Origin of the sequence: Pseudomonas sp. NBRC 111131, from assembly GCF_001320525.1 — a bacterium.
Classification (GTDB): Bacteria; Pseudomonadota; Gammaproteobacteria; order Pseudomonadales; family Pseudomonadaceae; genus Aquipseudomonas; species Aquipseudomonas ceruminis.
On record NZ_BCBH01000004.1, the window covers coordinates 252,296 to 271,366 of the forward strand.

Consider the following 19,071-nt stretch of genomic DNA (forward strand, 5'->3'; position numbering starts at 1 on the left):
CGCAATAAACTGCCGGCATGCACCCATCTGCACTTTCTTGCAGCTTGCGGCTTGTAGCTTGAAGCTGACCGTGGATACCCGATGACGCTGCCCGCCGACATCCCTGCCGACCTGTTGCCACCCCGCGTCCGCCCGGTGGACCGGCTTGGCTTTACCCTCTTCCTGGCTGCCCTGGTGCACCTGGCGCTGATCCTGGGCGTGGGCTTTACCGTGGTCAAGCCGGCTGAAATCCGCCAGACCATGGACATCACCCTGGCCACCTTCAAGAGCGAGAAAGCACCCGAGAAGGCGGATTTTCAGGCCCAGGACAACCAGCAGGGCAGCGGCACCCTGGATAAAAAGGCGGTGCCCACTACCACCGAGGTCGCGCCGTTCCAGGACAGCAAGATCAACAAGGTTACCCCGCCACCAGCGGCCAAGCCCGAGGTCGCGCCACCGCCGACGCCGCACAAGTCCGCGGTGACCACCAAGGCGCCCAAACCGCAAAAGGTCGAACCCAAGCCCAGGGAAAGCAAGCCGCAGCCCAAGCCTGCCACCGCCACGCCAGAATTCGACAGCTCGCAGCTGTCGAGCCAGATCGCCAGCCTTGAGGCCGAGCTGTCCAACGAGCAGCAGATGTACGCCAAGCGCCCGCGTATCCACCGCCTGAACGCGGCCTCGACCATGCGCGACAAGGGTGCCTGGTACAAGGAGGAGTGGCGCAAGAAGGTCGAGCGGGTGGGCAACCTCAACTACCCCGACGAAGCCCGTCGGCAACAGATCTACGGCAACTTGCGGATGATGGTGTCGATCAACCGCGATGGCTCGCTCTATGAGGTGCTGGTGCTGGAGTCCTCCGGGCAGCCGGTGCTGGACCAGGCGGCGCAGCGCATCGTGCGGCTGGCGGCGCCGTTTGCACCGTTTACCGGGGACCTGGCCGAGTACGACCGGCTGGAGATCATCCGCACCTGGCGGTTTGCCCGTGGGGACCGGCTTTCCAGTAACTGATCTGCAGCCGGCGCTGCCCCGGTGGGGGCGCGCAAGCCATGCACAGCACCTTGTCAGCCTCGCCACCTGGCGCCACACTATCCCCCATGAAAACCCTCGCCCCGAGCTACCTCAAGCATCAGTTCCTGATCGCCATGCCGCACATGGCCGATCCGAACTTCGCCCAGACCCTCACGTACATCGTCGAGCACAACGCCAATGGCGCCATGGGCCTGGTGGTCAATCGACCTCAGGAACTGAACCTGGCGGATATTCTCGAGCAGTTGCGCCCGGACGAAGAGCCCCCTGCCAGCACCCTGCAGGTGCCGATTTACCAGGGCGGCCCAGTGCAGACCGACCGCGGCTTCGTGCTCCACAGCAGCGAATGCAGCTACCAGGCCACTGTCGAGCTGGAGGGCCTGTCGCTGTCCACCTCCCAGGACGTGCTGTTCGCCATCGCCGAGGGCGTGGGCCCACAGAAAAGCCTGATCACCTTGGGCTATGCGGGCTGGGAAGCCGGGCAACTGGAGGCCGAGCTTGCCGACAACGCGTGGCTCAATTGCCCGTTCGACGCGCAAATCATCTTTGGCCTGGCCAGCGACCTGCGCCTGAACGCCGCAGCCGCCAGCCTGGGGATCAACCTCAGCCTGCTGACCAGCCAGGCGGGTCACGCCTGATGGCCGAATTACGCCTGCTGCTGGGTTTCGATTACGGCAGCAAACAGATCGGTGTGGCCGTGGGCCAGGTGGTTACTGGCCAAGCCCGCGAACTGTGTACCCTCAAGGCGCAGAACGGCGTGCCGGATTGGGCCCAGGTGGAAAAACTCATCGCTGAGTGGAAGCCCGACGCAATCGTCGTCGGCCTGCCACTGAACATGGATGGCACACCCAGCGAAATGAGCGCCCGCGCCGAAAAGTTCGCGCGCCGCCTCAACGGCCGCTTCAACCTGCCGGTGCACACCCACGACGAACGCCTGACCACCTTCGAGGCCAAGGGCGAACGCCTGGCCCGTGGCGGCCAGCGCGGCAGTTACCGCGACAACCCGGTCGATGCCATCGCCGCCGCCCTGCTGCTGCAAGGCTGGCTGGAGGCCAACACCTGAATTTTACGCCTTGCCGTCGGGCCAACCCGGCGCCCTCCAGGAGACACGCAATGAGCCTACCCAATCCCGCCGACCTGATCCGGCAGATGGCTGTCGACCTTCGCGCCCATCTGGCCCGCCGCGGCATCACCGAACCGCGGTTCATCGGCATCCGCACCGGCGGCGTCTGGGTAGCCCAGGCCCTGCAGCAGGAGATGGGCGACAGCAGCCCACTGGGCGCCCTGGACGTTTCCTTCTACCGCGACGACTTCAGCCAGAACGGCCTGCACCCGCAAGTGCGCCCGTCGGAGCTGCCGTTCGAGGTCGAGGGCCAGCACCTGGTGCTGATCGATGACGTGCTGATGAGTGGTCGTACCATCCGCGCCGCCCTCAACGAACTGTTCGACTACGGCCGCCCGGCCAGCGTCAGCCTGGTCTGCCTGCTCGACCTGGATGCCGGCGAATTGCCGATCCGTCCGAATGTACTGGGCGCTACCCTGTCGCTGGCTGCCCATGAACGGGTAAAATTGACCGGACCCGCACCGCTCGCCCTCGAGCGCCAGGACCTCGCCACCGCTTCCGCCCTTTAAGAGTCCCCTCGCGATGACGCCAATCGACGCCAAGCGCCCGCTGCAGCTCAATGACCAGGGCCAGCTGCGCCACTTCCTCTCGCTCGACGGTTTGCCCCGCGAACTGCTCACCGAGATTCTCGACACCGCCGACTCGTTCCTTGAAGTCGGCGCCCGTGCCGTCAAGAAAGTCCCGTTGCTGCGCGGCAAGACCGTGTGCAACGTGTTCTTCGAGAACTCCACCCGCACCCGCACCACCTTCGAGCTGGCGGCCCAGCGCCTCTCGGCCGATGTGATCAGCTTGAATGTGTCGACGTCCTCGACCAGCAAGGGCGAAACCCTGTTCGACACCCTGCGCAACCTCGAGGCCATGGCGGCCGACATGTTCGTCGTGCGCCATTCCGACTCGGGCGCCGCGCACTTCATCGCCGAGCACGTGTGCCCGGATGTGGCGGTAATCAACGGCGGCGACGGCCGCCATGCGCACCCGACCCAGGGCATGCTCGACATGCTGACCATCCGTCGCCACAAAGGCAGCTTCGAAAACCTTTCGGTAGCGATCGTCGGCGATATCCTGCATTCGCGTGTGGCCCGTTCCGACATGCTCGCGCTCAAGGCCCTGGGCTGCCCCGACATCCGTGTGATCGGCCCGAAAACCCTGATTCCGATCGGTATCGAACAGTATGGGGTGAAGGTGTACACCGACCTGGCCGAAGGGCTGAAGGACGTGGATGTAGTGATCATGCTGCGCCTGCAGCGTGAGCGCATGGCGGGCGGCCTGCTGCCCAGCGAAGGCGAGTTCTACCGCCTGTTCGGCCTGACCACCGCGCGCCTGGCCGGGGCCAAGCCTGATGCGATCGTGATGCACCCGGGGCCGATCAACCGCGGCGTGGAGATTGAATCGGCGGTGGCCGACGGCAAACACTCGGTGATTCTCAACCAGGTCACCTATGGCATCGCCGTGCGCATGGCCGTGCTGTCCATGGCCATGAGCGGGCAGAACGCGCAACGTCAATTCGACCAGGAGAACGCCCAGTGACCATCAGCATTCTTGGCGCCCGGGTCATCGACCCCAAGAGTGGCCTGGACCAGATAACCGACCTGCATTTGGACGGCGGCCGCATTGCCGCCATCGGCGCCGCACCGGCTGGCTTGCGTGCCAGCCGCACGATCCAGGCCGACGGCCTGATCGCCGCACCTGGGCTGGTCGACCTCGGGGTGTCCCTGCGTGAACCGGGCTACAGCCGCAAGGGCAGCATCGCCAGCGAAACCCGAGCCGCAGTGGCCGGTGGCGTGACCAGCCTGTGCTGCCCGCCGCAAACCAAGCCGGTACTCGATACCTCAGCGGTGGCCGAACTGATCCTTGACCGCGCCCGTGAAGCCAGCAACAGCAAGGTCTACCCGATCGGCGCCCTGACCAAGGGCCTGGAAGGCGAACAGTTGGCCGAACTGGTGGCCCTGCGCGATACCGGCTGCGTTGCCTTCGGCAACGGCCTCAAGGAAATCCCCAACAACCGCACCCTGGCCCGCGCCCTGGAATACGCCGCTACCTTCGACCTGACCGTGGTGTTCCACTCCCAGGACCGTGACCTGGCCCAGGGCGGCCTGGCCCATGAAGGCGCGATGGCCAGCTTCCTCGGCCTGCCCGGCATCCCGGAAACGGCAGAGACAGTGGCCCTGGCGCGCAACCTGCTGCTGGTCGAGCAGACCGGCGTGCGTGCGCACTTCACCCAGATCACCAGCGCCCGCGGCGCACGGCTGATCGCCCAGGCCCAGCAGCTCGGCCTGCCGGTGACTGCCGATGTGGCGCTGTACCAGCTGATTCTCACCGACCAGTCGCTGCGTGAGTTCTCCAGTCTCTACCACGTCCAGCCGCCGCTACGCAGCGCAGCCGATCGCGATGGCCTGCGTGAAGCCGTGAAATCGGGTGTGATCCAGGCGATTTCCAGCCACCACCAGCCCCACGAGCGCGATGCCAAGCTGGCCCCGTTCGGTGCCACCGAGCCAGGCATCAGCAGCGTCGAACTGCTGCTGCCGCTGGCCATGACCTTGGTCGACGATGGCCTGTTGGACCTGCCGACCTTGCTGGCCCGTCTGAGCAGCGGCCCGGCGGCGGCACTGCGCCTGCCCGCCGGTGAGCTGAAAGTCGGTGGCGCGGCCGATCTTGTGCTGTTCGACCCGCAAGCCTCCACCGTTGCTGGCGAGCAGTGGTTCTCACGTGGCGAGAACTGCCCATTCATCGGCCACTGCCTGCCGGGCGCGGTGCGGTATACCTTTGTCGATGGGCACCTCTGCCACGAAGGCTGAACAGACCCAGGGGCCGATTGGCGGCCCATTCGCGGGGGCAATCCCGCGAATGGGCCCGCACAATTTGCCGCGCCAAGCACGACCATTCATCCCCCCCGGTTGAAATCCTTCCCCCCACCCCCATATGAGTCTGCATCAGGCATTTTCGCCCCGCTGCGTGGAGACTCTCCCCTTGACCACCATCGTTTCTGTCCGCCGTCACGGCAAAGTCGTCATGGGCGGCGACGGCCAGGTATCCCTCGGCAACACCGTCATGAAAGGCAACGCCAAAAAGGTTCGTCGCCTGTACAACGGCGAAGTCATCGCCGGTTTCGCCGGTGCCACCGCCGACGCCTTCACCCTGTTCGAACGCTTCGAAGCGCAACTGCAGAAACACTCCGGTCATCTGGTACGTGCCGCTGTCGAGCTGGCCAAGGAATGGCGAACCGACCGTTCCCTGAGCCGCCTGGAAGCCATGCTGGCCGTGGCGAACAAGGACGCATCGCTGATCATCACCGGCAACGGTGACGTGGTAGAACCCGAAGACGGCCTGATCGCCATGGGTTCCGGCGGCGCCTACGCCCAGGCCGCAGCCCGTGCCCTGCTGAACAAGACCGACCTCTCGGCCCGCGAAATCGCCGAGACCGCCCTGAACATCGCGGGTGACATCTGCGTGTTCACCAACCACAACCTGACCATCGAGGAGCAGGACCTGGCCGACTGATCAGTTGTTTTGGCGTCCCGCCTGCTTCAGTAGAGCCAGCCGGGGCTTTTCCACACTGATCACTCCGCTCGAGGACCATTTTCATCATGTCCATGACCCCCCGCGAGATCGTCCACGAACTCAACCGCCACATCATCGGCCAGGACGACGCCAAACGCGCCGTGGCCATTGCCCTGCGCAACCGCTGGCGGCGCATGCAACTGCCGGCCGAGCTGCGTGCCGAGGTGACCCCGAAGAACATCCTGATGATCGGCCCCACCGGCGTCGGCAAGACCGAAATCGCCCGTCGCCTGGCCAAGCTCGCCAACGCGCCGTTCATCAAGGTCGAAGCGACAAAGTTCACCGAAGTCGGCTACGTTGGCCGCGATGTCGAGTCGATCATCCGTGACCTGGCCGACGCCGCGCTGAAAATGCTGCGCGAGCAGGAAATCATCCGCGTGCGCCACCGCGCCGAAGACGCCGCCGAAGACCGTATCCTCGATGCCCTGCTGCCCCAGGCCCGGGTGACCAGCTTCAGCGAGGAAGCCGCGCAGACCAGCAGCGATTCCAACACCCGCCAGCTGTTCCGCAAGCGCCTGCGCGAAGGCCAGCTGGATGACAAGGAAATCGAGATCGAAGTGGCCGACTCGGTAGGCGTCGAAATCGCCGCGCCGCCGGGCATGGAAGAAATGACCAACCAGCTGCAGAGCCTGTTCGCCAACATGGGCAAGGGCAAGCGCAAGGCGCGCAAGCTCAAGGTCAAGGAAGCGCTGAAGATGGTTCGCGACGAAGAAGCGGGCCGCCTGGTCAACGAGGAAGAGCTCAAGGCCAAGGCCCTGGAGGCGGTCGAACAGCACGGTATCGTGTTCATCGACGAAATCGACAAGGTGGCCAAGCGTGGCAACGTTGGCGGCGCCGATGTTTCGCGTGAAGGCGTGCAACGCGACCTGCTGCCGCTGATCGAAGGCTGCACCGTCAACACCAAGCTGGGCATGGTCAAGACCGACCATATCCTGTTCATCGCATCCGGTGCGTTCCACCTGAGCAAGCCGAGTGACCTGGTGCCGGAGCTGCAAGGCCGCCTGCCGATCCGCGTCGAACTCAAGGCCCTGACCCCGGAAGACTTCGAACGCATCCTGCAGGAGCCGCACGCCTCGCTGACCGAACAGTACCGCGAGCTGCTCAAGACCGAAGGCTTGAACATCGAGTTCCTCGGCGACGGCATCAAGCGCCTGGCCGAGATCGCCTACCAGGTCAACGAGAAGACCGAGAACATCGGTGCTCGCCGCCTGCACACCTTGCTCGAGCGCCTGCTCGAAGAGGTATCGTTCAGTGCCGGTGACCTGGCCAGTGCCCACGATGAAGCACCGATCCAGATCGATGCGGCGTATGTGAACGGCCACCTCGGTGAGCTGGCGCAGAACGAAGACCTGTCGCGTTACATCCTGTAAGCGGCAAGCGTGCTGCAAGCGACACGCTGTTGAGCGTCGCTTGCAGCACTGCGATACATGATTTTTCCACCATGGCTTGAATATCATTTCTTGTAGCTGGAAGCTTGCAGCTTGTCGCCCTGAAGAGATTCCAGCCATGGCCCGCCTGCCCACCGCCATCAATCTGCACAAAGCCTCGAAAACCCTCAGCCTCACCTACGGACCCGATGAGGTCTACCACCTGCCCGCCGAGTTTCTGCGTGTGCACTCCCCCTCCGCCGAGGTTCAAGGCCACGGCAACCCCATCCTGCAGTTTGGCAAGGTCAATGTCGGGCTTTCCGGCCTCGAACCCGCCGGCCAGTACGCACTGAAACTGACCTTCGACGACGGCCATGACAGCGGCCTGTTCACCTGGGAATACCTCGAACAGCTCTGCCTGCGCCAGGACCAGCTGTGGGCCGAGTACCTCGACGAACTGCACAAGGCGGGCAAATCTCGCGACCCGGCCGAGTCGGTCGTCAAGCTGATGCTCTAGCGCAACCCTTCCAGCCTTTAGAGCGCATTTTCTAATCTCATCTGCTTGAATGCCCTACAGACAGCTCATTGATGGGCTGTCTTGCGCATTACATGAAAGTCGGGTAACCAATGGAGCTGGCAAGTTCCCTGCATCGCCATTAAGGCCATCAGGGCATGGCTGGTTTGCAGAGGTCGCGAGCGAAAGCAGGCTGTCTTCACACGCAGAACTCCCCGCAGCTCATCGCCGAATGCATCCGGCCGCAGCACCGCTGTTCCTTATCACTGGTCACCCGAGTAACAGTACCGGGCTGTCGACTGTGCCTATGCCACAGCAAACCGGTACTCGTCTCAGGACAACGGAGCGTCGTAGATGAGTAACAAGAACAACGATGAGTTGCAGCGGCAAGCCTCGGACAACACTCTGGGCCTGAACCCGGTCATTGGTATCCGCCGCAAGGACCTGCTGAGTACCGCGCGGACCGTGCTGCGCCAGGCCGTGCGCCAGCCATTGCACAGCGCCAAGCACGTGGCGCACTTCGGGCTGGAGCTGAAAAATGTGCTACTGGGCAAATCAAGCCTTGCCCCTGAGGGTGATGACCGCCGTTTCACCGACCCTGCCTGGAGCAACAACCCGCTGTACCGGCGCTACCTGCAGACCTACCTGGCCTGGCGCAAGGAACTGCAGGAGTGGATCGCCAGCAGCGACTTGTCGCCTCAGGACATCAGCCGCGGGCAGTTCGTCATCAACCTGATGACCGAAGCCATGGCACCGACCAATACCCTGTCCAACCCCGCAGCGGTCAAGCGCTTCTTTGAAACCGGCGGCAAAAGCCTGCTCGATGGCCTGGCCAACCTGGCCAAGGACGTGGTCAATAACGGCGGCATGCCCAGCCAGGTCAACATGGACGCTTTCGAGGTGGGCAAGAACCTCGGCACCAGCGAGGGCGCGGTGGTGTTCCGCAACGACGTGCTCGAGCTGATCCAGTACAGCCCGATCACCGAGCAGGTGCATGCCCGCCCGTTGCTGGTGGTACCGCCACAGATCAACAAGTTCTATGTCTTCGACCTTAGCCCGGAAAAGAGCCTGGCGCGCTTCTGCCTGCGCTCCCAGCAGCAGACGTTCATCATCAGCTGGCGCAACCCGACCAAGGCTCAGCGCGAGTGGGGCCTGTCGACCTACATCGACGCGCTCAAGGAAGCGGTGGATGCCGTGCTGGCGATCACCGGCAGCAAGGACCTGAACATCCTCGGCGCCTGCTCCGGCGGCATTACCTGCACCGCGCTGGTCGGCCACTATGCCGCGCTGGGCGAGAAGAAAGTGAATGCCCTGACCCTGTTGGTCAGCGTGCTGGACACCACCCTGGACACCCAGGTGGCGCTGTTCGTCGACGAACAGACCCTCGAGTCCGCCAAGCGCCATTCCTACCAGGCAGGCGTGCTTGAAGGCAGCGACATGGCCAAGGTGTTCGCCTGGATGCGCCCCAACGACCTGATCTGGAACTACTGGGTGAACAACTACCTGCTCGGCAACGCGCCGCCGGTGTTCGACATCCTGTTCTGGAACAACGACACCACGCGCTTGCCCGCAGCCTTCCATGGCGACCTGATCGAGATGTTCAAGAACAACCCGTTGACCCGCGCCGATGCGCTGGAGGTGTGCGGCACCGCCATCGACCTGAAGAAAGTCCAGTGCGACATTTTCAGTGTCGCCGGCACCGCCGATCACATCACTCCCTGGCAATCGTGCTACCGCTCGGCGCACCTGTTCGGCGGCAAGATCGAGTTCGTCTTGTCCAACAGCGGCCATATCCAGAGCATCCTCAACCCGCCCGGCAACCCCAAGTCCCGCTACATGACCGGGGCGGACCGGCCGGGCGACCCAGTGGCCTGGCAGGAGAACGCCGACAAGCATGCCGACTCCTGGTGGCTGCACTGGCAGAGCTGGCTGGGCGAGCGCGCCTATGCGGCTGGCGAGGCTGCACCTGGAACCTACGTCCACGAACGCTAGTTGCAACGCCGTGGCGTACTCGTGCGCCACGGTGCTTTTTTCACTAAAGAGCCACGCGCATGTCGCAACCCTATGTTTTCCGCACCGTCGAGCTGGACGACCAATCCATCCGTACCGCCGTACGCCCGGGCAAACCACACCTCACGCCGCTGCTGATCTTCAACGGTATCGGCGCCAACCTGGAGCTGGTCTTCCCGTTCATCGAAGCGCTGGACCCGGACCTGGAAGTCATTGCGTTCGATGTGCCTGGTGTGGGGGGCTCGTCCACCCCACGCCACCCTTATCGCTTCCCCGGGTTGGCCAAGCTCACCGCGCGCATGCTCGATTACCTGGATTACGGCCAGGTCAACGTGATCGGCGTGTCCTGGGGTGGCGCCCTGGCTCAGCAGTTCGCCCATGACTACCCAGAGCGCTGCAAGAAGCTGGTGCTGGCAGCGACTGCCGCCGGCGCGGTGATGGTGCCGGGCAAGCCTAAGGTGCTGTGGATGATGGCCAGCCCCCGGCGCTACGTGCAGCCGTCACACGTCATCCGCATTGCCCCGCTGATCTATGGCGGAGGCTTTCGCCGCGACCCGGATCTGGCCATGCATCACGCATCCAAGGTGCGGTCGGGCGGTAAGCTGGGCTATTACTGGCAACTGTTTGCCGGGCTGGGCTGGACCAGCATCCACTGGCTGCACAAGATCCAGCAGCCAACCTTGGTGTTGGCCGGCGACGATGACCCGCTCATCCCCTTGATCAACATGCGCCTGCTGGCCTGGCGAATTCCCAATGCCCAGCTACACATTATCGACGACGGTCACTTGTTCCTGATCACCCGGGCCGAGGCCGTTGCCCCGATCATCATGAAGTTCCTCCAGCAAGAGCGTCAGCGCGCGGTCATGCACCCGCGCCCGGCCTCTGGCGGCTAGGGTGCTGCCTGTTGCTGTGCTGACCAGACCATGGCCTGACGAGGGAGTGTTGCCATGAAAGACAAACCAGGCAAAGGAACGACAACGGTCCCCGCCACCCGCATGAACGCGCAGAACGCCATGCTTGGCCTGCGCGGACGCGACTTGATTTCCACGTTGCGCAACGTGGGCCGCCAGGGCCTGCGCAACCCACTGCACACAGCCCGCCACCTGCTGGCCCTCAGTGGCGAGCTGGGGCGCGTGATGCTGGGTGATACCCCCTACCAGCCCAACCCGCGTGACAGCCGCTTCGCCGACCCCACCTGGAGCCAGAACCCGTTCTACCGCCGCGGCCTGCAGGCCTACCTGGCCTGGCAGAAGCAGACCCGCCTGTGGATCGAGGAAAGCCACCTGGATGACGATGACCGTGCCCGTGCGCATTTCCTGTTCAACCTGATCAACGACGCCCTGGCGCCGAGCAACTCACTGCTCAACCCCCTGGCAGTCAAGGAGCTGTTCAACACAGGCGGGCAAAGCCTGGTGCGCGGTGCGGCCCAACTGCTCGACGACCTGCGCCATAACGACGGCCTGCCGCGCCAGGTGGACGAGCGCGCCTTCGAAGTCGGCGGCAACCTGGCGACGACGCCGGGCGCCGTGGTGTTTCGCAATGAACTGCTGGAGCTGATCCAGTACAGCCCCATGAGCGAGAAACAGCACGCCCGGCCCGTGCTGGTGGTGCCACCCCAGATCAACAAGTACTACATCTTCGACCTGCAACCGGCCAACAGCTTCGTCCAGTACATGCTCAAGCATGGCTTGCAGGTGTTCATGGTCAGTTGGCGCAACCCCGACCCACGCCACCGCGAATGGGGCTTGTCCAGCTATGTCCAGGCCCTGGAAGAGGCTCTCAACGCCTGCCGCAGCATCAGTGGCAGCCGCGACCCCCACCTGATGGGGGCCTGCGCTGGTGGCCTGACCATGGCCGCGCTGCAGGGCCACCTGCAGGCCAAGCACCAACTGCGCCGAGTGCGCAGCGCCACGTACCTGGTCAGCCTGCTCGACAGCACGTTCGACAGCCCCGCCAGCCTGTTCGCTGATGAGCAGACCATCGAATCGGCCAAACGCCGGTCCTACCAGCGCGGGGTACTGGACGGCGGCGAAGTCGCGCGCATCTTCGCCTGGATGCGGCCCAACGACCTGATCTGGAACTACTGGGTCAACAACTACCTGCTGGGCAAGACGCCACCTGCCTTCGACATCCTCTACTGGAACGCCGACAGCACGCGCCTGCCCGCCGCCCTGCACGGTGACCTGCTGGATTTCTTCAAGCTCAACCCGCTGACCCACCCCACTGGGCTGAACGTGTGTGGCACACCTGTCGACCTCACCCAGGTCGACCTCGACAGTTTCACCGTGGCCGGCAGCAACGACCACATCACCCCGTGGGATGCTGTGTACCGTTCCGCCCTGCTGCTGGGCGGGAACCGGCGCTTCGTGCTGTCCAACAGCGGGCATATCCAGAGCATCATCAACCCGCCTGGCAACCCCAAGGCGTACTACCTGGACAACCCCAGGCTGCCCAGCGACCCACGCGCCTGGTTCCATGATGCGCAACGCAGCGACGGCAGTTGGTGGCCGTTGTGGCTGGCGTGGATCACACCACGCTCCGGCCCGCTGAAGGCACCGCGGCGGGAACTGGGCAACGCAACGTATCCACCCCTGGGCCCCGCGCCAGGCACCTATGTCCTGACCCGATGAGCGCAGTGACTGGATGAAGACACGCGACCGAATCCTCGAATGCGCCCTGCAGCTGTTCAACCAGCAAGGCGAGCCCAATGTTTCCACCCTTGAGATTGCCAATGAGATGGGCATCAGCCCCGGCAACCTGTACTACCACTTCCACGGCAAGGAGCCACTGGTGCTCGGCCTGTTCGAGCGCTTCGAGGAGGGGCTGATGCCCTTGCTCGACCCGCCGCTGGACGTGCGCCTGGACGCCGAGGACTATTGGCTGTTCCTGCACCTGATCGTCGAACGCATGGCCCAGTACCGTTTTCTGTTCCAGGACCTGTCGAACCTCACCGGGCGCCTGCCGAAACTGGCGCGTGGCATGCGCAGCCTGATCAATGCGCTCAAGCGCACACTGGCGGCGTTGCTGGCCAGCCTCAAGGGCCAGGGGCAGGTGGTCAGTGAAACGCAGGCATTGGGGCAACTGGTGGAACAGATCACCCTGACGCTGATGTTCTCGCTGGATTACCAGCGGGTCCTGGGGCGCGAGGGGGATGTGGGGGTCGTGGTTTATCAGGTGATGATGCTGGTGACGCCGCATCTGCAGGCGCAGGCACGGGGGGCGGCCGAGCAATTGGCGCAGCGGTATCTGGAGGGGTGAGCCTACCGGCTTGGCAATGCCTTCTTCGCCGATGGGCCCGCCTCCACCTGGCCAGCGCTGCCTTCAAGGCAGCGTGTAGGTGTGGGCGCGGGCTCATCGGCGAAGGGCCGACGCGGTATCAGGCCTGAGAGGCCGAATTCCCCGGTGCCGACGGCGCGCTGCTGGCGGGCGCTGCGCTTGGCGCCGCAGTAGCGGCCGGTGCGTTGCTGGCTGCCGGTGCCGCTTTGGCGGCAGCGGGTTTGGCTGGAGCCTTTTTCACCGCAGGTTTTTTCGCCGCGGTGGGTTTGGCCGCTGCAGGCTTGGCCGCCGGTTTCGCTGCAGGTTTCGCCGCAGCAGTCTTGGCAGCAGGTTTGCTCGCAGCAGCTTTGGCTGCCGGCTTGGCCGCCGCCGTTTTCGCAGCAGGTTTCGCCGCCTTGGCCAGCGGTTTGGCCGCTGTCTTGCTGGCGGCAGGCTTGGCCGCGGCGCGCGACGAGATCGGCGTGACCGAAGCACCGGTAAGCTTCTCGATCTGCTTGGTCAGGGTGTCGACCTGCTGGTGCAGCGCCTTGATTTCGTTGCGGCTTGGTACGCCCAGGCGCGAGATGGCGCTGTTCAGGCGCTTGTCGAAGGCCTCTTCGAGCTCGCTCCACTTGCCCAGCGCACGGTCCTTCACGCCGGACACACGTGAAGTGGTCGAAGACTTGGCGTTTTCCGCCACATCCTCAGCCGTCTTCTTCGCTTGCTTCTCGGCCTTCTCGCCATCTTTGACCAGCGAGTCGAACAGCTTCGGGCCGTCCTGGTCGATCTTTGAGTAGATACCCAGCCCTGCCAGCCAGATCTTGCGGGAGTACTTCTCTATCCCGCCGACCCAGGAGCTGCCTTCTTTATCGGAATTCTTCTTGCCAGCCATCCTGCTCTCCTTATGGTTTGTGCGCGACACGCTCGAGCAGCTCATGCAGCTGTTCAAGCTTGATGGACAACGCCTCAACGTCATGTTTAGACGGAATGCCGAGGCGATTCAAGGCGCGACCAACCCGTGCGTCGAAAGCCTTTTCGATCTTGTCCAGTTGAACTTCGACCTTGCCACGTACGCGGCTTACCTCATGGGAGGCTTCGTCAAGCTGGTGGTTGGCGGCGTCGAGCTCTTTGTCGATGCGCTTGCGGCCACGTTTTTCAACGCCTTCGCCGGCCTTGACCAGCTCATTGAGGTAGTCGGAACCCTCTTGCCCGACACGGGCGTAAGCGCCAATGCCCGCCAGCCAGATCTTGCGTGCGTAGCCGCGCACTTCGCCCAGCGTGCCCAGGGCGTCTTCCTTTTTCTTCACAGTCACTTTGGCCATGTTCTGTGCCTCATATTCGTCAGTGGAGGAGGATGCGCCCATGGAAGCTGGGCTGATGCCTAAGGTAGGGAACAAAATTAGAAACCACACCCTAAGAACGCGCTTCATGAACTATTTACCCCACCAGCCTCCCTCACAACTTCTATCGTTCGCGCTCACTTGCTAACCGGAGCTCGACGCACATGGCGGTTTCCTCCTCGACCACCACCTATCGACAGCTGGTGGCCACCCGCTTCGCCACACGCCCCACGCTACGGCAACTGCTGGCTAAAGAAGGCTTCAGCGTGCTCGCCGACCGCTACCCCTGGATCGTTCGCAACTACCCGAACCTTCAAGGTCTCGACCGTTTCACCGTACTCCACGCAGAACCGTCCAAGCCGCCGCAACAGCCACTGGTGCAGTTGCTGCTGGAGCACTACCTGAGCGGCCAACCCAAGGCGCTGAGCGCAGAGGATCAGCTCAGCCTCGCCCCACCGAAGCCCTTTTACCCCCAGGAGCAAGGCGCCGATCCCAGCAGGCAACCCAGCATCGCGCTGGATATGGCAATACTCAACGACGGCTTCGACACGCTGCTGCCCGCCCTCGGCGATGCTTTCCAGCAAGCGCAGATCAGCTTCTGGGCGGGCTGCGATGGTAATGCCGAAGTGTCTAACTTGCGCTGGCTGGCACATACGCTGAAAGCGTCGCTGCTGAACGGGGTGGAACGCCAAGGCCTGAATGAAACCGCCAAAGAGAGGCTCTATCGCCTGTTGGAAGGGGTCGACGCCCCAGCCGTCAGCGGCCTGCAGATAGCACTGAGCACATCGGGCAACATCCAATCGTTCATCCTGGCCGACCTTTTGCTCATCGAGCCGGGTCAGGTGCTGTGGTGCAGCCCTTGCGGCACAGTCCGCAGCTACGGCGACACCGCCACCTTCGCGAGCGCCCTGCGCGACGAGCTGGCGCACGGGTATCACTTCGACGCCTTCAGCTGGGCACAGCGCCCAGTGGTCGGCGACCCCTTCGAATACCAGGCCACCGCCATGCTCAATGGTGTGCTTGAGCGCCTCGGCCGCCTGAATATCGCGTCACTCAGCACCGTCGAGGCGCTGGAACACACGCTCAATGCCATGACAGACCCCAGCGTCGGCATTTCTGGCCAGCCGCTGGTGAATGATGGTCAACCAGGCACCGCCCTACCGGCCTGGCTGGTGTCGGCAACTGCCGGTGACCGCCTGCGTTACAGCGCTGCGTTACTGCGGCTTTGCGCACGCCAGGCGCAGGCGGCGAGCAAAGGCTCGCTGGACGATATCGAGTCGTTGGACGCTTATGCCAGGCGGCGCCTGCGCGAGCAAATGCAGGCCGCCCACCCAGGCCAGGCACCGCTCGACCCTGATGTGCTGATGATAGAGATCTCCGTCGTGGTGCCGCTGTCTTCGACAGGGCCCGCCGAGTTGTCCTACCTCAAGAGCATGTCCCTTACCGAAATGGCGGTAGCACGCCTGCACACCGAGATGAACGAAGTGGCCTCCGGCCTGACCTACCAGGGGCGCAAGCCGGACCCGGCCTGGATGACACTCGACTACATCCAGGCATTGATCGCAGACGTGGACATCGGTGGCCAGTACCCCCTGTACGTGGCCGCCCAGTTGCGGGCATTCGAGCATGAGCCCGAACAAGTCCAGCGCTTTGCCAGTGAATGGCGTGGGAATCTGGCGTTCTCGGCCCTCAAGGCGAAGATTGACGGCAAGATTGGCGAGGTTGCCTGCCAGGCGGTGGTCGAATTCTGCCTGGGTAACGTGCGGTCATCGCAGCCGTTGACCTTCTCGGCGCTGACGCTCAAACCGCTCGCAGGCTGCGAAGGCGACACGGTGCACGGCATGTTCCTGCTACATGTCCGGGCCAGCGCCAGCTATCTGCTCTACCGCCCATTTTTTGCCGACCAACCCTTGATCGAGCAAGCCAGCCTGGATGCCCTGATGGCGCAGATCCAGACCAATCAGCAACTGCAGCAAGACGTGCTTGACTGGATAGACGATGAAAACCGGCCCATTTACCAGAACGGCGGCTTCCTCCGCCCTCACCTGCACCCGCGCATGTCGAAGCTGGCGCGTTGGCTGGGCGGTGACACCGCGTGGACAGACGCTGCGCTGGAGGCCCTGCGTGCCCCGGTGACCCTTGCCGATGAACCCTGGCAGGGCGACCTGGACATTGCGCTGCATGAAGCCAGAGTCAAGGCGCTGTTACTGCTTGCCTCGCGCCAGACAGTCTCGAACTCACAACAGCGCTGGGCGCTAGCCAGGCAGCTCGGCTGGATGCTGTTCAACGCCACCACGCCGCTGCTGCGGGGCCCGGTTGCGGTCGTGGCCTGGGTGGTGGCTGCGGTGACACAGATGAGCGACGATCTGTCCGCACTCACTGAAGGCACACCCCAAGAGCAGGCCCTGGCAGTCACTGACTTGCTGGCCAGTGTCGCCATGCTGCTGATTCATGAGGTGGGCGGCGTCACGCCTGAGCAACCTCAGGCCCGGCTGCAAGGCCCGCTACCACGGTTGGAGGGCCTGGAAACCCGGCCGGCACCTACCACCGTCTTGCTCAAGGCACCCAACGAAGGTGAATGGCGATCGCCGATACCGACCCAAACCCACGTCACCCTGCTGAACTGGAGCGACAACCAACGCCTGAGCAACCTGCCAGCGCCTGCACGGCAAGCGCTGGGCCAGCTGCAGGCCACCATTTCACTGGAGGGGCGTACGGCGCAACGCCAGGGCCGGCTACGCGGGTTGTATGCCATCGATGGCCGCTACTACGTAAAATTGCACGGCGCAGCCTATGAGGTGCAGGAAAGCGAAACAGGCTTGCGCGTCATCGGCCCGCCGCAAAGCGCGGATGAATGGCAAACCCGCTGGGGTGGCAACCCGGACGGCTACCATATCGTTGGCCGGCAACGCAGTTACGGCCCATGGCTGACACGCTGGAACGACACCTGGGTCCTGGACCTCACCCTGGCAGGGGGCATGCCGAGGAGCAGGCAGCAGATCATCGCGCTGAACCAGCAGCAGTTCGACAGTTTGAACCAAGCCGTGTTGGCCAATCAAACCGCACTGAAAAAGCTTAAACCGCTGCTGGAAGCGAACCAGCAGTTGATGGCCGAGTACGATGCCAAGGCGAATGCCTTCGGGCAGGCCTTGGCCAGAGTGGGCGGCCCGGCAGCCATGGACGAGGCGCTCAGCCAACAGAGCCGGGATCTGACTGACCAGCGCATCGTGCTTCTGCCGCAGATTCGGACAATATCGCTCTGCCTGGAAAAACAGTCATCGCTGCTGCAGCGCAATGCCTCTCTCCTGCGTCAGTTGATGGAGCCTAAGTTCGCCAGATTAGACCCGCTAGGGTCCGCCCGACGCAGCCTGGGGGTGCTGTCCGAAACGCTGATCGAAAACGACATCCTCCTGCTTCGCCGGCTGTTGGAGCAATCGGATCACGAGAGCGTTCAGCAAAAGTCCGTCGGCCTGAAGAAACGGCCTGCTACCGATGAGCAGGTCCAACAACACGTTACGCTCCGCCAGGCGATACGGGACACGCTGGACAACATCAGCCGCCTTCTCACGGTGAGTGAACGGCTGGACACGCTCTTGCCTCAGATGCTCGACGACCCGCTGATCGTGTTTCAGAACAAGGACAAGAAAGCCAAGATCGAGGACGCCATAGGCCTGCGCCCCTACTCTACGCTGATCATTCGCGCGCAGAAGCTCAGTGACATGGCGTACCTGCTGCTGGACAAGACGCGCCTGACCGAGCAGGCGGCCGTCGATCTGTTGCCGCTGCAGCAAACGCTGGACAGCCGAGAGTTCGCACAAACCATCTGGACACAGGACGGCATAGCGACGGCCAACCTGTCCCAGGAAGAGCAGGCAGGATTGCTCGGCGACGCGTTGCGCGAATATCAAACCACCCTTGGCAAGGCTCAGTACCTGCAGGCCTTCGATCACCCGGCCCTCGACCAGAGCATGCTCAAAGCGTACATCGAAGAATTGTCTGTACTGGTGCGCATCACCGAAACGCAGCTTGCCAATGCCCTGGTCAACGTGGACAGCGGCGCAAGCCCCGCCCCAGCACCTGTGATGCACCGCGTGCATCCTCGCAGAAGTACGGTCATCAAGACCGCCCAAGGCCGCCGGCTACTGGTTGATCGATCACAGGACAGCAACCGCGCGGTTCAGCATGACCCCGTCACCCAGCAACCGGTCAGCAATTTCGAACAGCGGGACGGCGAGTGGTTCGAGCTGGCCCCGCCGGAACTGCCGGTAACGCTCGACACAGCCGAACTGCGCCAACGCGCGACCAGCCTGCTCGCCAACCGTGACGTGCGCATAGCAAAAGCCGCACGTCACCTCAACGAACCGAATGCCCTGTCAGATTTGATGGACTGGCACATCGAAGACCTTCTCGAAATCACCCATAAACTGCAGGCCATCGAGAACACGCCCCGGTCGCTGGCCTTGACCCAAGAACTGCGTGCCGCAGCCGCACACGTGCGGGCGGAGAAAAACCGCCTGCTTACGCAGTCTTACCTCACCACGCAACACCCCGATGGCACTGCATTGCGTTACCTGCATGAACAACAACGCCTGCAGATCACCCCAACCGTGGTACGAAAACCCACGCGCCGACCTGATGATTACCTGGATGTGTATGAGGTGCGCGACACGCACGCCCCCACAGCGGTGCTCTGGGAAGCGCATTTTCATTACCGCAGCACGCAGGCCAGCGCCCGCCGCTTCGTCAAGGGACACTTGAAGTTCTGGGAGCCCAGGAGCCTGGAGCGAGAAGAGAAGCTGAAGAACGCCACGAATGCCGAACGGATCAAGATCTACCGCGGCGATCTGAAGCTCGAAGAGGTGGCAGATATCATACCGTTCCCCCCCGATTGATCCTGCA

The 19,071-nt window shown here is 63.5% G+C and carries 16 protein-coding genes; 14 read left to right on the forward strand and 2 right to left on the reverse strand.

What is annotated here, in order from left to right:
- The first annotated feature begins 81 nt into the window (after positions 1 to 81).
- The 13 genes from APH34_RS06310 to APH34_RS06370 all read left to right on the forward strand — a co-directional run bounded on the left by APH34_RS06310 (position 82) and on the right by APH34_RS06370 (position 12,835).
- On the forward strand, positions 82 to 987 hold the full coding sequence (locus APH34_RS06310; RefSeq protein WP_054900322.1) for an energy transducer TonB: 906 nt from the start codon (positions 82 to 84) through the stop codon (positions 985 to 987).
- Positions 988 to 1,073: 86 nt separating this feature from the next.
- Positions 1,074 to 1,643 (forward strand): YqgE/AlgH family protein, encoded by a 570-nt coding sequence (locus tag APH34_RS06315; RefSeq protein WP_054900323.1) that lies wholly within the window; start codon positions 1,074 to 1,076, stop codon positions 1,641 to 1,643.
- Positions 1,643 to 2,068 carry a Holliday junction resolvase RuvX gene (gene ruvX / locus APH34_RS06320; protein WP_054900324.1) on the forward strand — a complete coding sequence of 142 codons (426 nt, stop codon included), beginning with the start codon at positions 1,643 to 1,645 and terminating at the stop codon, positions 2,066 to 2,068. The genes APH34_RS06315 and ruvX overlap by 1 nt, the downstream gene beginning before the upstream one ends.
- Positions 2,069 to 2,118: 50 nt before the next feature.
- Entirely contained in the window at positions 2,119 to 2,637 is a 519-nt protein-coding gene (gene pyrR, locus APH34_RS06325; protein WP_054900325.1) for a bifunctional pyr operon transcriptional regulator/uracil phosphoribosyltransferase PyrR, read from the forward strand.
- Between the two features lie 13 nt (positions 2,638 to 2,650).
- A complete protein-coding gene (locus tag APH34_RS06330; protein WP_008099987.1) occupies positions 2,651 to 3,655 on the forward strand; it encodes an aspartate carbamoyltransferase catalytic subunit in 1,005 nt (334 codons plus the stop codon).
- Positions 3,652 to 4,923 carry a dihydroorotase gene (locus APH34_RS06335; RefSeq protein ID WP_054900326.1) on the forward strand — a complete coding sequence of 424 codons (1,272 nt, stop codon included), beginning with the start codon at positions 3,652 to 3,654 and terminating at the stop codon, positions 4,921 to 4,923. The genes APH34_RS06330 and APH34_RS06335 overlap by 4 nt, the downstream gene beginning before the upstream one ends.
- A gap of 172 nt (positions 4,924 to 5,095) precedes the next feature.
- Complete coding sequence (hslV, locus tag APH34_RS06340) at positions 5,096 to 5,626, forward strand: ATP-dependent protease subunit HslV (RefSeq protein WP_054900327.1); 531 nt, start codon at positions 5,096 to 5,098, stop codon at positions 5,624 to 5,626.
- 86 nt (positions 5,627 to 5,712) lie between these two features.
- The gene (hslU, locus tag APH34_RS06345; protein ID WP_054900328.1) at positions 5,713 to 7,056 is read left to right on the forward strand and encodes an ATP-dependent protease ATPase subunit HslU; all 1,344 of its coding nucleotides are present in this window, start codon (positions 5,713 to 5,715) and stop codon (positions 7,054 to 7,056) included.
- A gap of 136 nt (positions 7,057 to 7,192) precedes the next feature.
- The gene (locus tag APH34_RS06350) at positions 7,193 to 7,570 is read left to right on the forward strand and encodes a gamma-butyrobetaine hydroxylase-like domain-containing protein (RefSeq protein ID WP_054900329.1); all 378 of its coding nucleotides are present in this window, start codon (positions 7,193 to 7,195) and stop codon (positions 7,568 to 7,570) included.
- Positions 7,571 to 7,921: 351 nt separating this feature from the next.
- Positions 7,922 to 9,559: a class II poly(R)-hydroxyalkanoic acid synthase gene (phaC, locus tag APH34_RS06355; protein ID WP_054900330.1), complete on the forward strand. Its 1,638-nt coding sequence runs from the start codon at positions 7,922 to 7,924 to the stop codon at positions 9,557 to 9,559.
- A 59-nt stretch (positions 9,560 to 9,618) separates the two neighbouring features.
- On the forward strand, positions 9,619 to 10,470 hold the full coding sequence (phaZ, locus tag APH34_RS06360) for a poly(3-hydroxyalkanoate) depolymerase (protein WP_054900331.1): 852 nt from the start codon (positions 9,619 to 9,621) through the stop codon (positions 10,468 to 10,470).
- 54 nt (positions 10,471 to 10,524) lie between these two features.
- Positions 10,525 to 12,207, forward strand: coding sequence for a class II poly(R)-hydroxyalkanoic acid synthase (gene phaC / locus APH34_RS06365; protein WP_054900332.1), 1,683 nt, complete (start codon positions 10,525 to 10,527; stop codon positions 12,205 to 12,207).
- A 13-nt stretch (positions 12,208 to 12,220) separates the two neighbouring features.
- Complete coding sequence (locus APH34_RS06370; RefSeq protein WP_054900333.1) at positions 12,221 to 12,835, forward strand: TetR/AcrR family transcriptional regulator; 615 nt, start codon at positions 12,221 to 12,223, stop codon at positions 12,833 to 12,835.
- A gap of 118 nt (positions 12,836 to 12,953) precedes the next feature.
- On the opposite strand, the gene APH34_RS06375 is transcribed toward APH34_RS06370, so the two are convergent.
- Positions 12,954 to 13,724, reverse strand: a complete 771-nt coding sequence (locus APH34_RS06375) for a phasin family protein (protein WP_054900334.1) — start codon at positions 13,722 to 13,724, stop codon at positions 12,954 to 12,956.
- A gap of 10 nt (positions 13,725 to 13,734) precedes the next feature.
- Entirely contained in the window at positions 13,735 to 14,154 is a 420-nt protein-coding gene (locus APH34_RS06380) for a phasin family protein (RefSeq protein ID WP_054900335.1), read from the reverse strand.
- A 182-nt stretch (positions 14,155 to 14,336) separates the two neighbouring features.
- Between APH34_RS06380 and APH34_RS06385 the strand changes: the two genes are divergently transcribed.
- A complete protein-coding gene (locus tag APH34_RS06385) occupies positions 14,337 to 19,064 on the forward strand; it encodes a DUF6543 domain-containing protein (RefSeq protein ID WP_054900336.1) in 4,728 nt (1,575 codons plus the stop codon).
- Positions 19,065 to 19,071 lie beyond the last annotated feature (7 nt).

Coding starts and splice junctions, on each gene's coding strand:
- phaC (WP_054900330.1), top strand. CDS start 7,922: ATGAGTAACAAGAACAACGATGAGTTGCAGCGGCAAGCCTCGGACAAC.
- APH34_RS06370 (WP_054900333.1), top strand. CDS start 12,221: ATGAAGACACGCGACCGAATCCTCGAATGCGCCCTGCAGCTGTTCAAC.
- APH34_RS06310 (WP_054900322.1), top strand. CDS start 82: ATGACGCTGCCCGCCGACATCCCTGCCGACCTGTTGCCACCCCGCGTC.
- APH34_RS06380 (WP_054900335.1), bottom strand. CDS start 14,154: ATGGCCAAAGTGACTGTGAAGAAAAAGGAAGACGCCCTGGGCACGCTG.
- APH34_RS06330 (WP_008099987.1), top strand. CDS start 2,651: ATGACGCCAATCGACGCCAAGCGCCCGCTGCAGCTCAATGACCAGGGC.
- phaZ (WP_054900331.1), top strand. CDS start 9,619: ATGTCGCAACCCTATGTTTTCCGCACCGTCGAGCTGGACGACCAATCC.
- pyrR (WP_054900325.1), top strand. CDS start 2,119: ATGAGCCTACCCAATCCCGCCGACCTGATCCGGCAGATGGCTGTCGAC.
- APH34_RS06375 (WP_054900334.1), bottom strand. CDS start 13,724: ATGGCTGGCAAGAAGAATTCCGATAAAGAAGGCAGCTCCTGGGTCGGC.
- APH34_RS06350 (WP_054900329.1), top strand. CDS start 7,193: ATGGCCCGCCTGCCCACCGCCATCAATCTGCACAAAGCCTCGAAAACC.
- APH34_RS06315 (WP_054900323.1), top strand. CDS start 1,074: ATGAAAACCCTCGCCCCGAGCTACCTCAAGCATCAGTTCCTGATCGCC.
- APH34_RS06385 (WP_054900336.1), top strand. CDS start 14,337: ATGGCGGTTTCCTCCTCGACCACCACCTATCGACAGCTGGTGGCCACC.
- hslU (WP_054900328.1), top strand. CDS start 5,713: ATGTCCATGACCCCCCGCGAGATCGTCCACGAACTCAACCGCCACATC.
- phaC (WP_054900332.1), top strand. CDS start 10,525: ATGAAAGACAAACCAGGCAAAGGAACGACAACGGTCCCCGCCACCCGC.
- ruvX (WP_054900324.1), top strand. CDS start 1,643: ATGGCCGAATTACGCCTGCTGCTGGGTTTCGATTACGGCAGCAAACAG.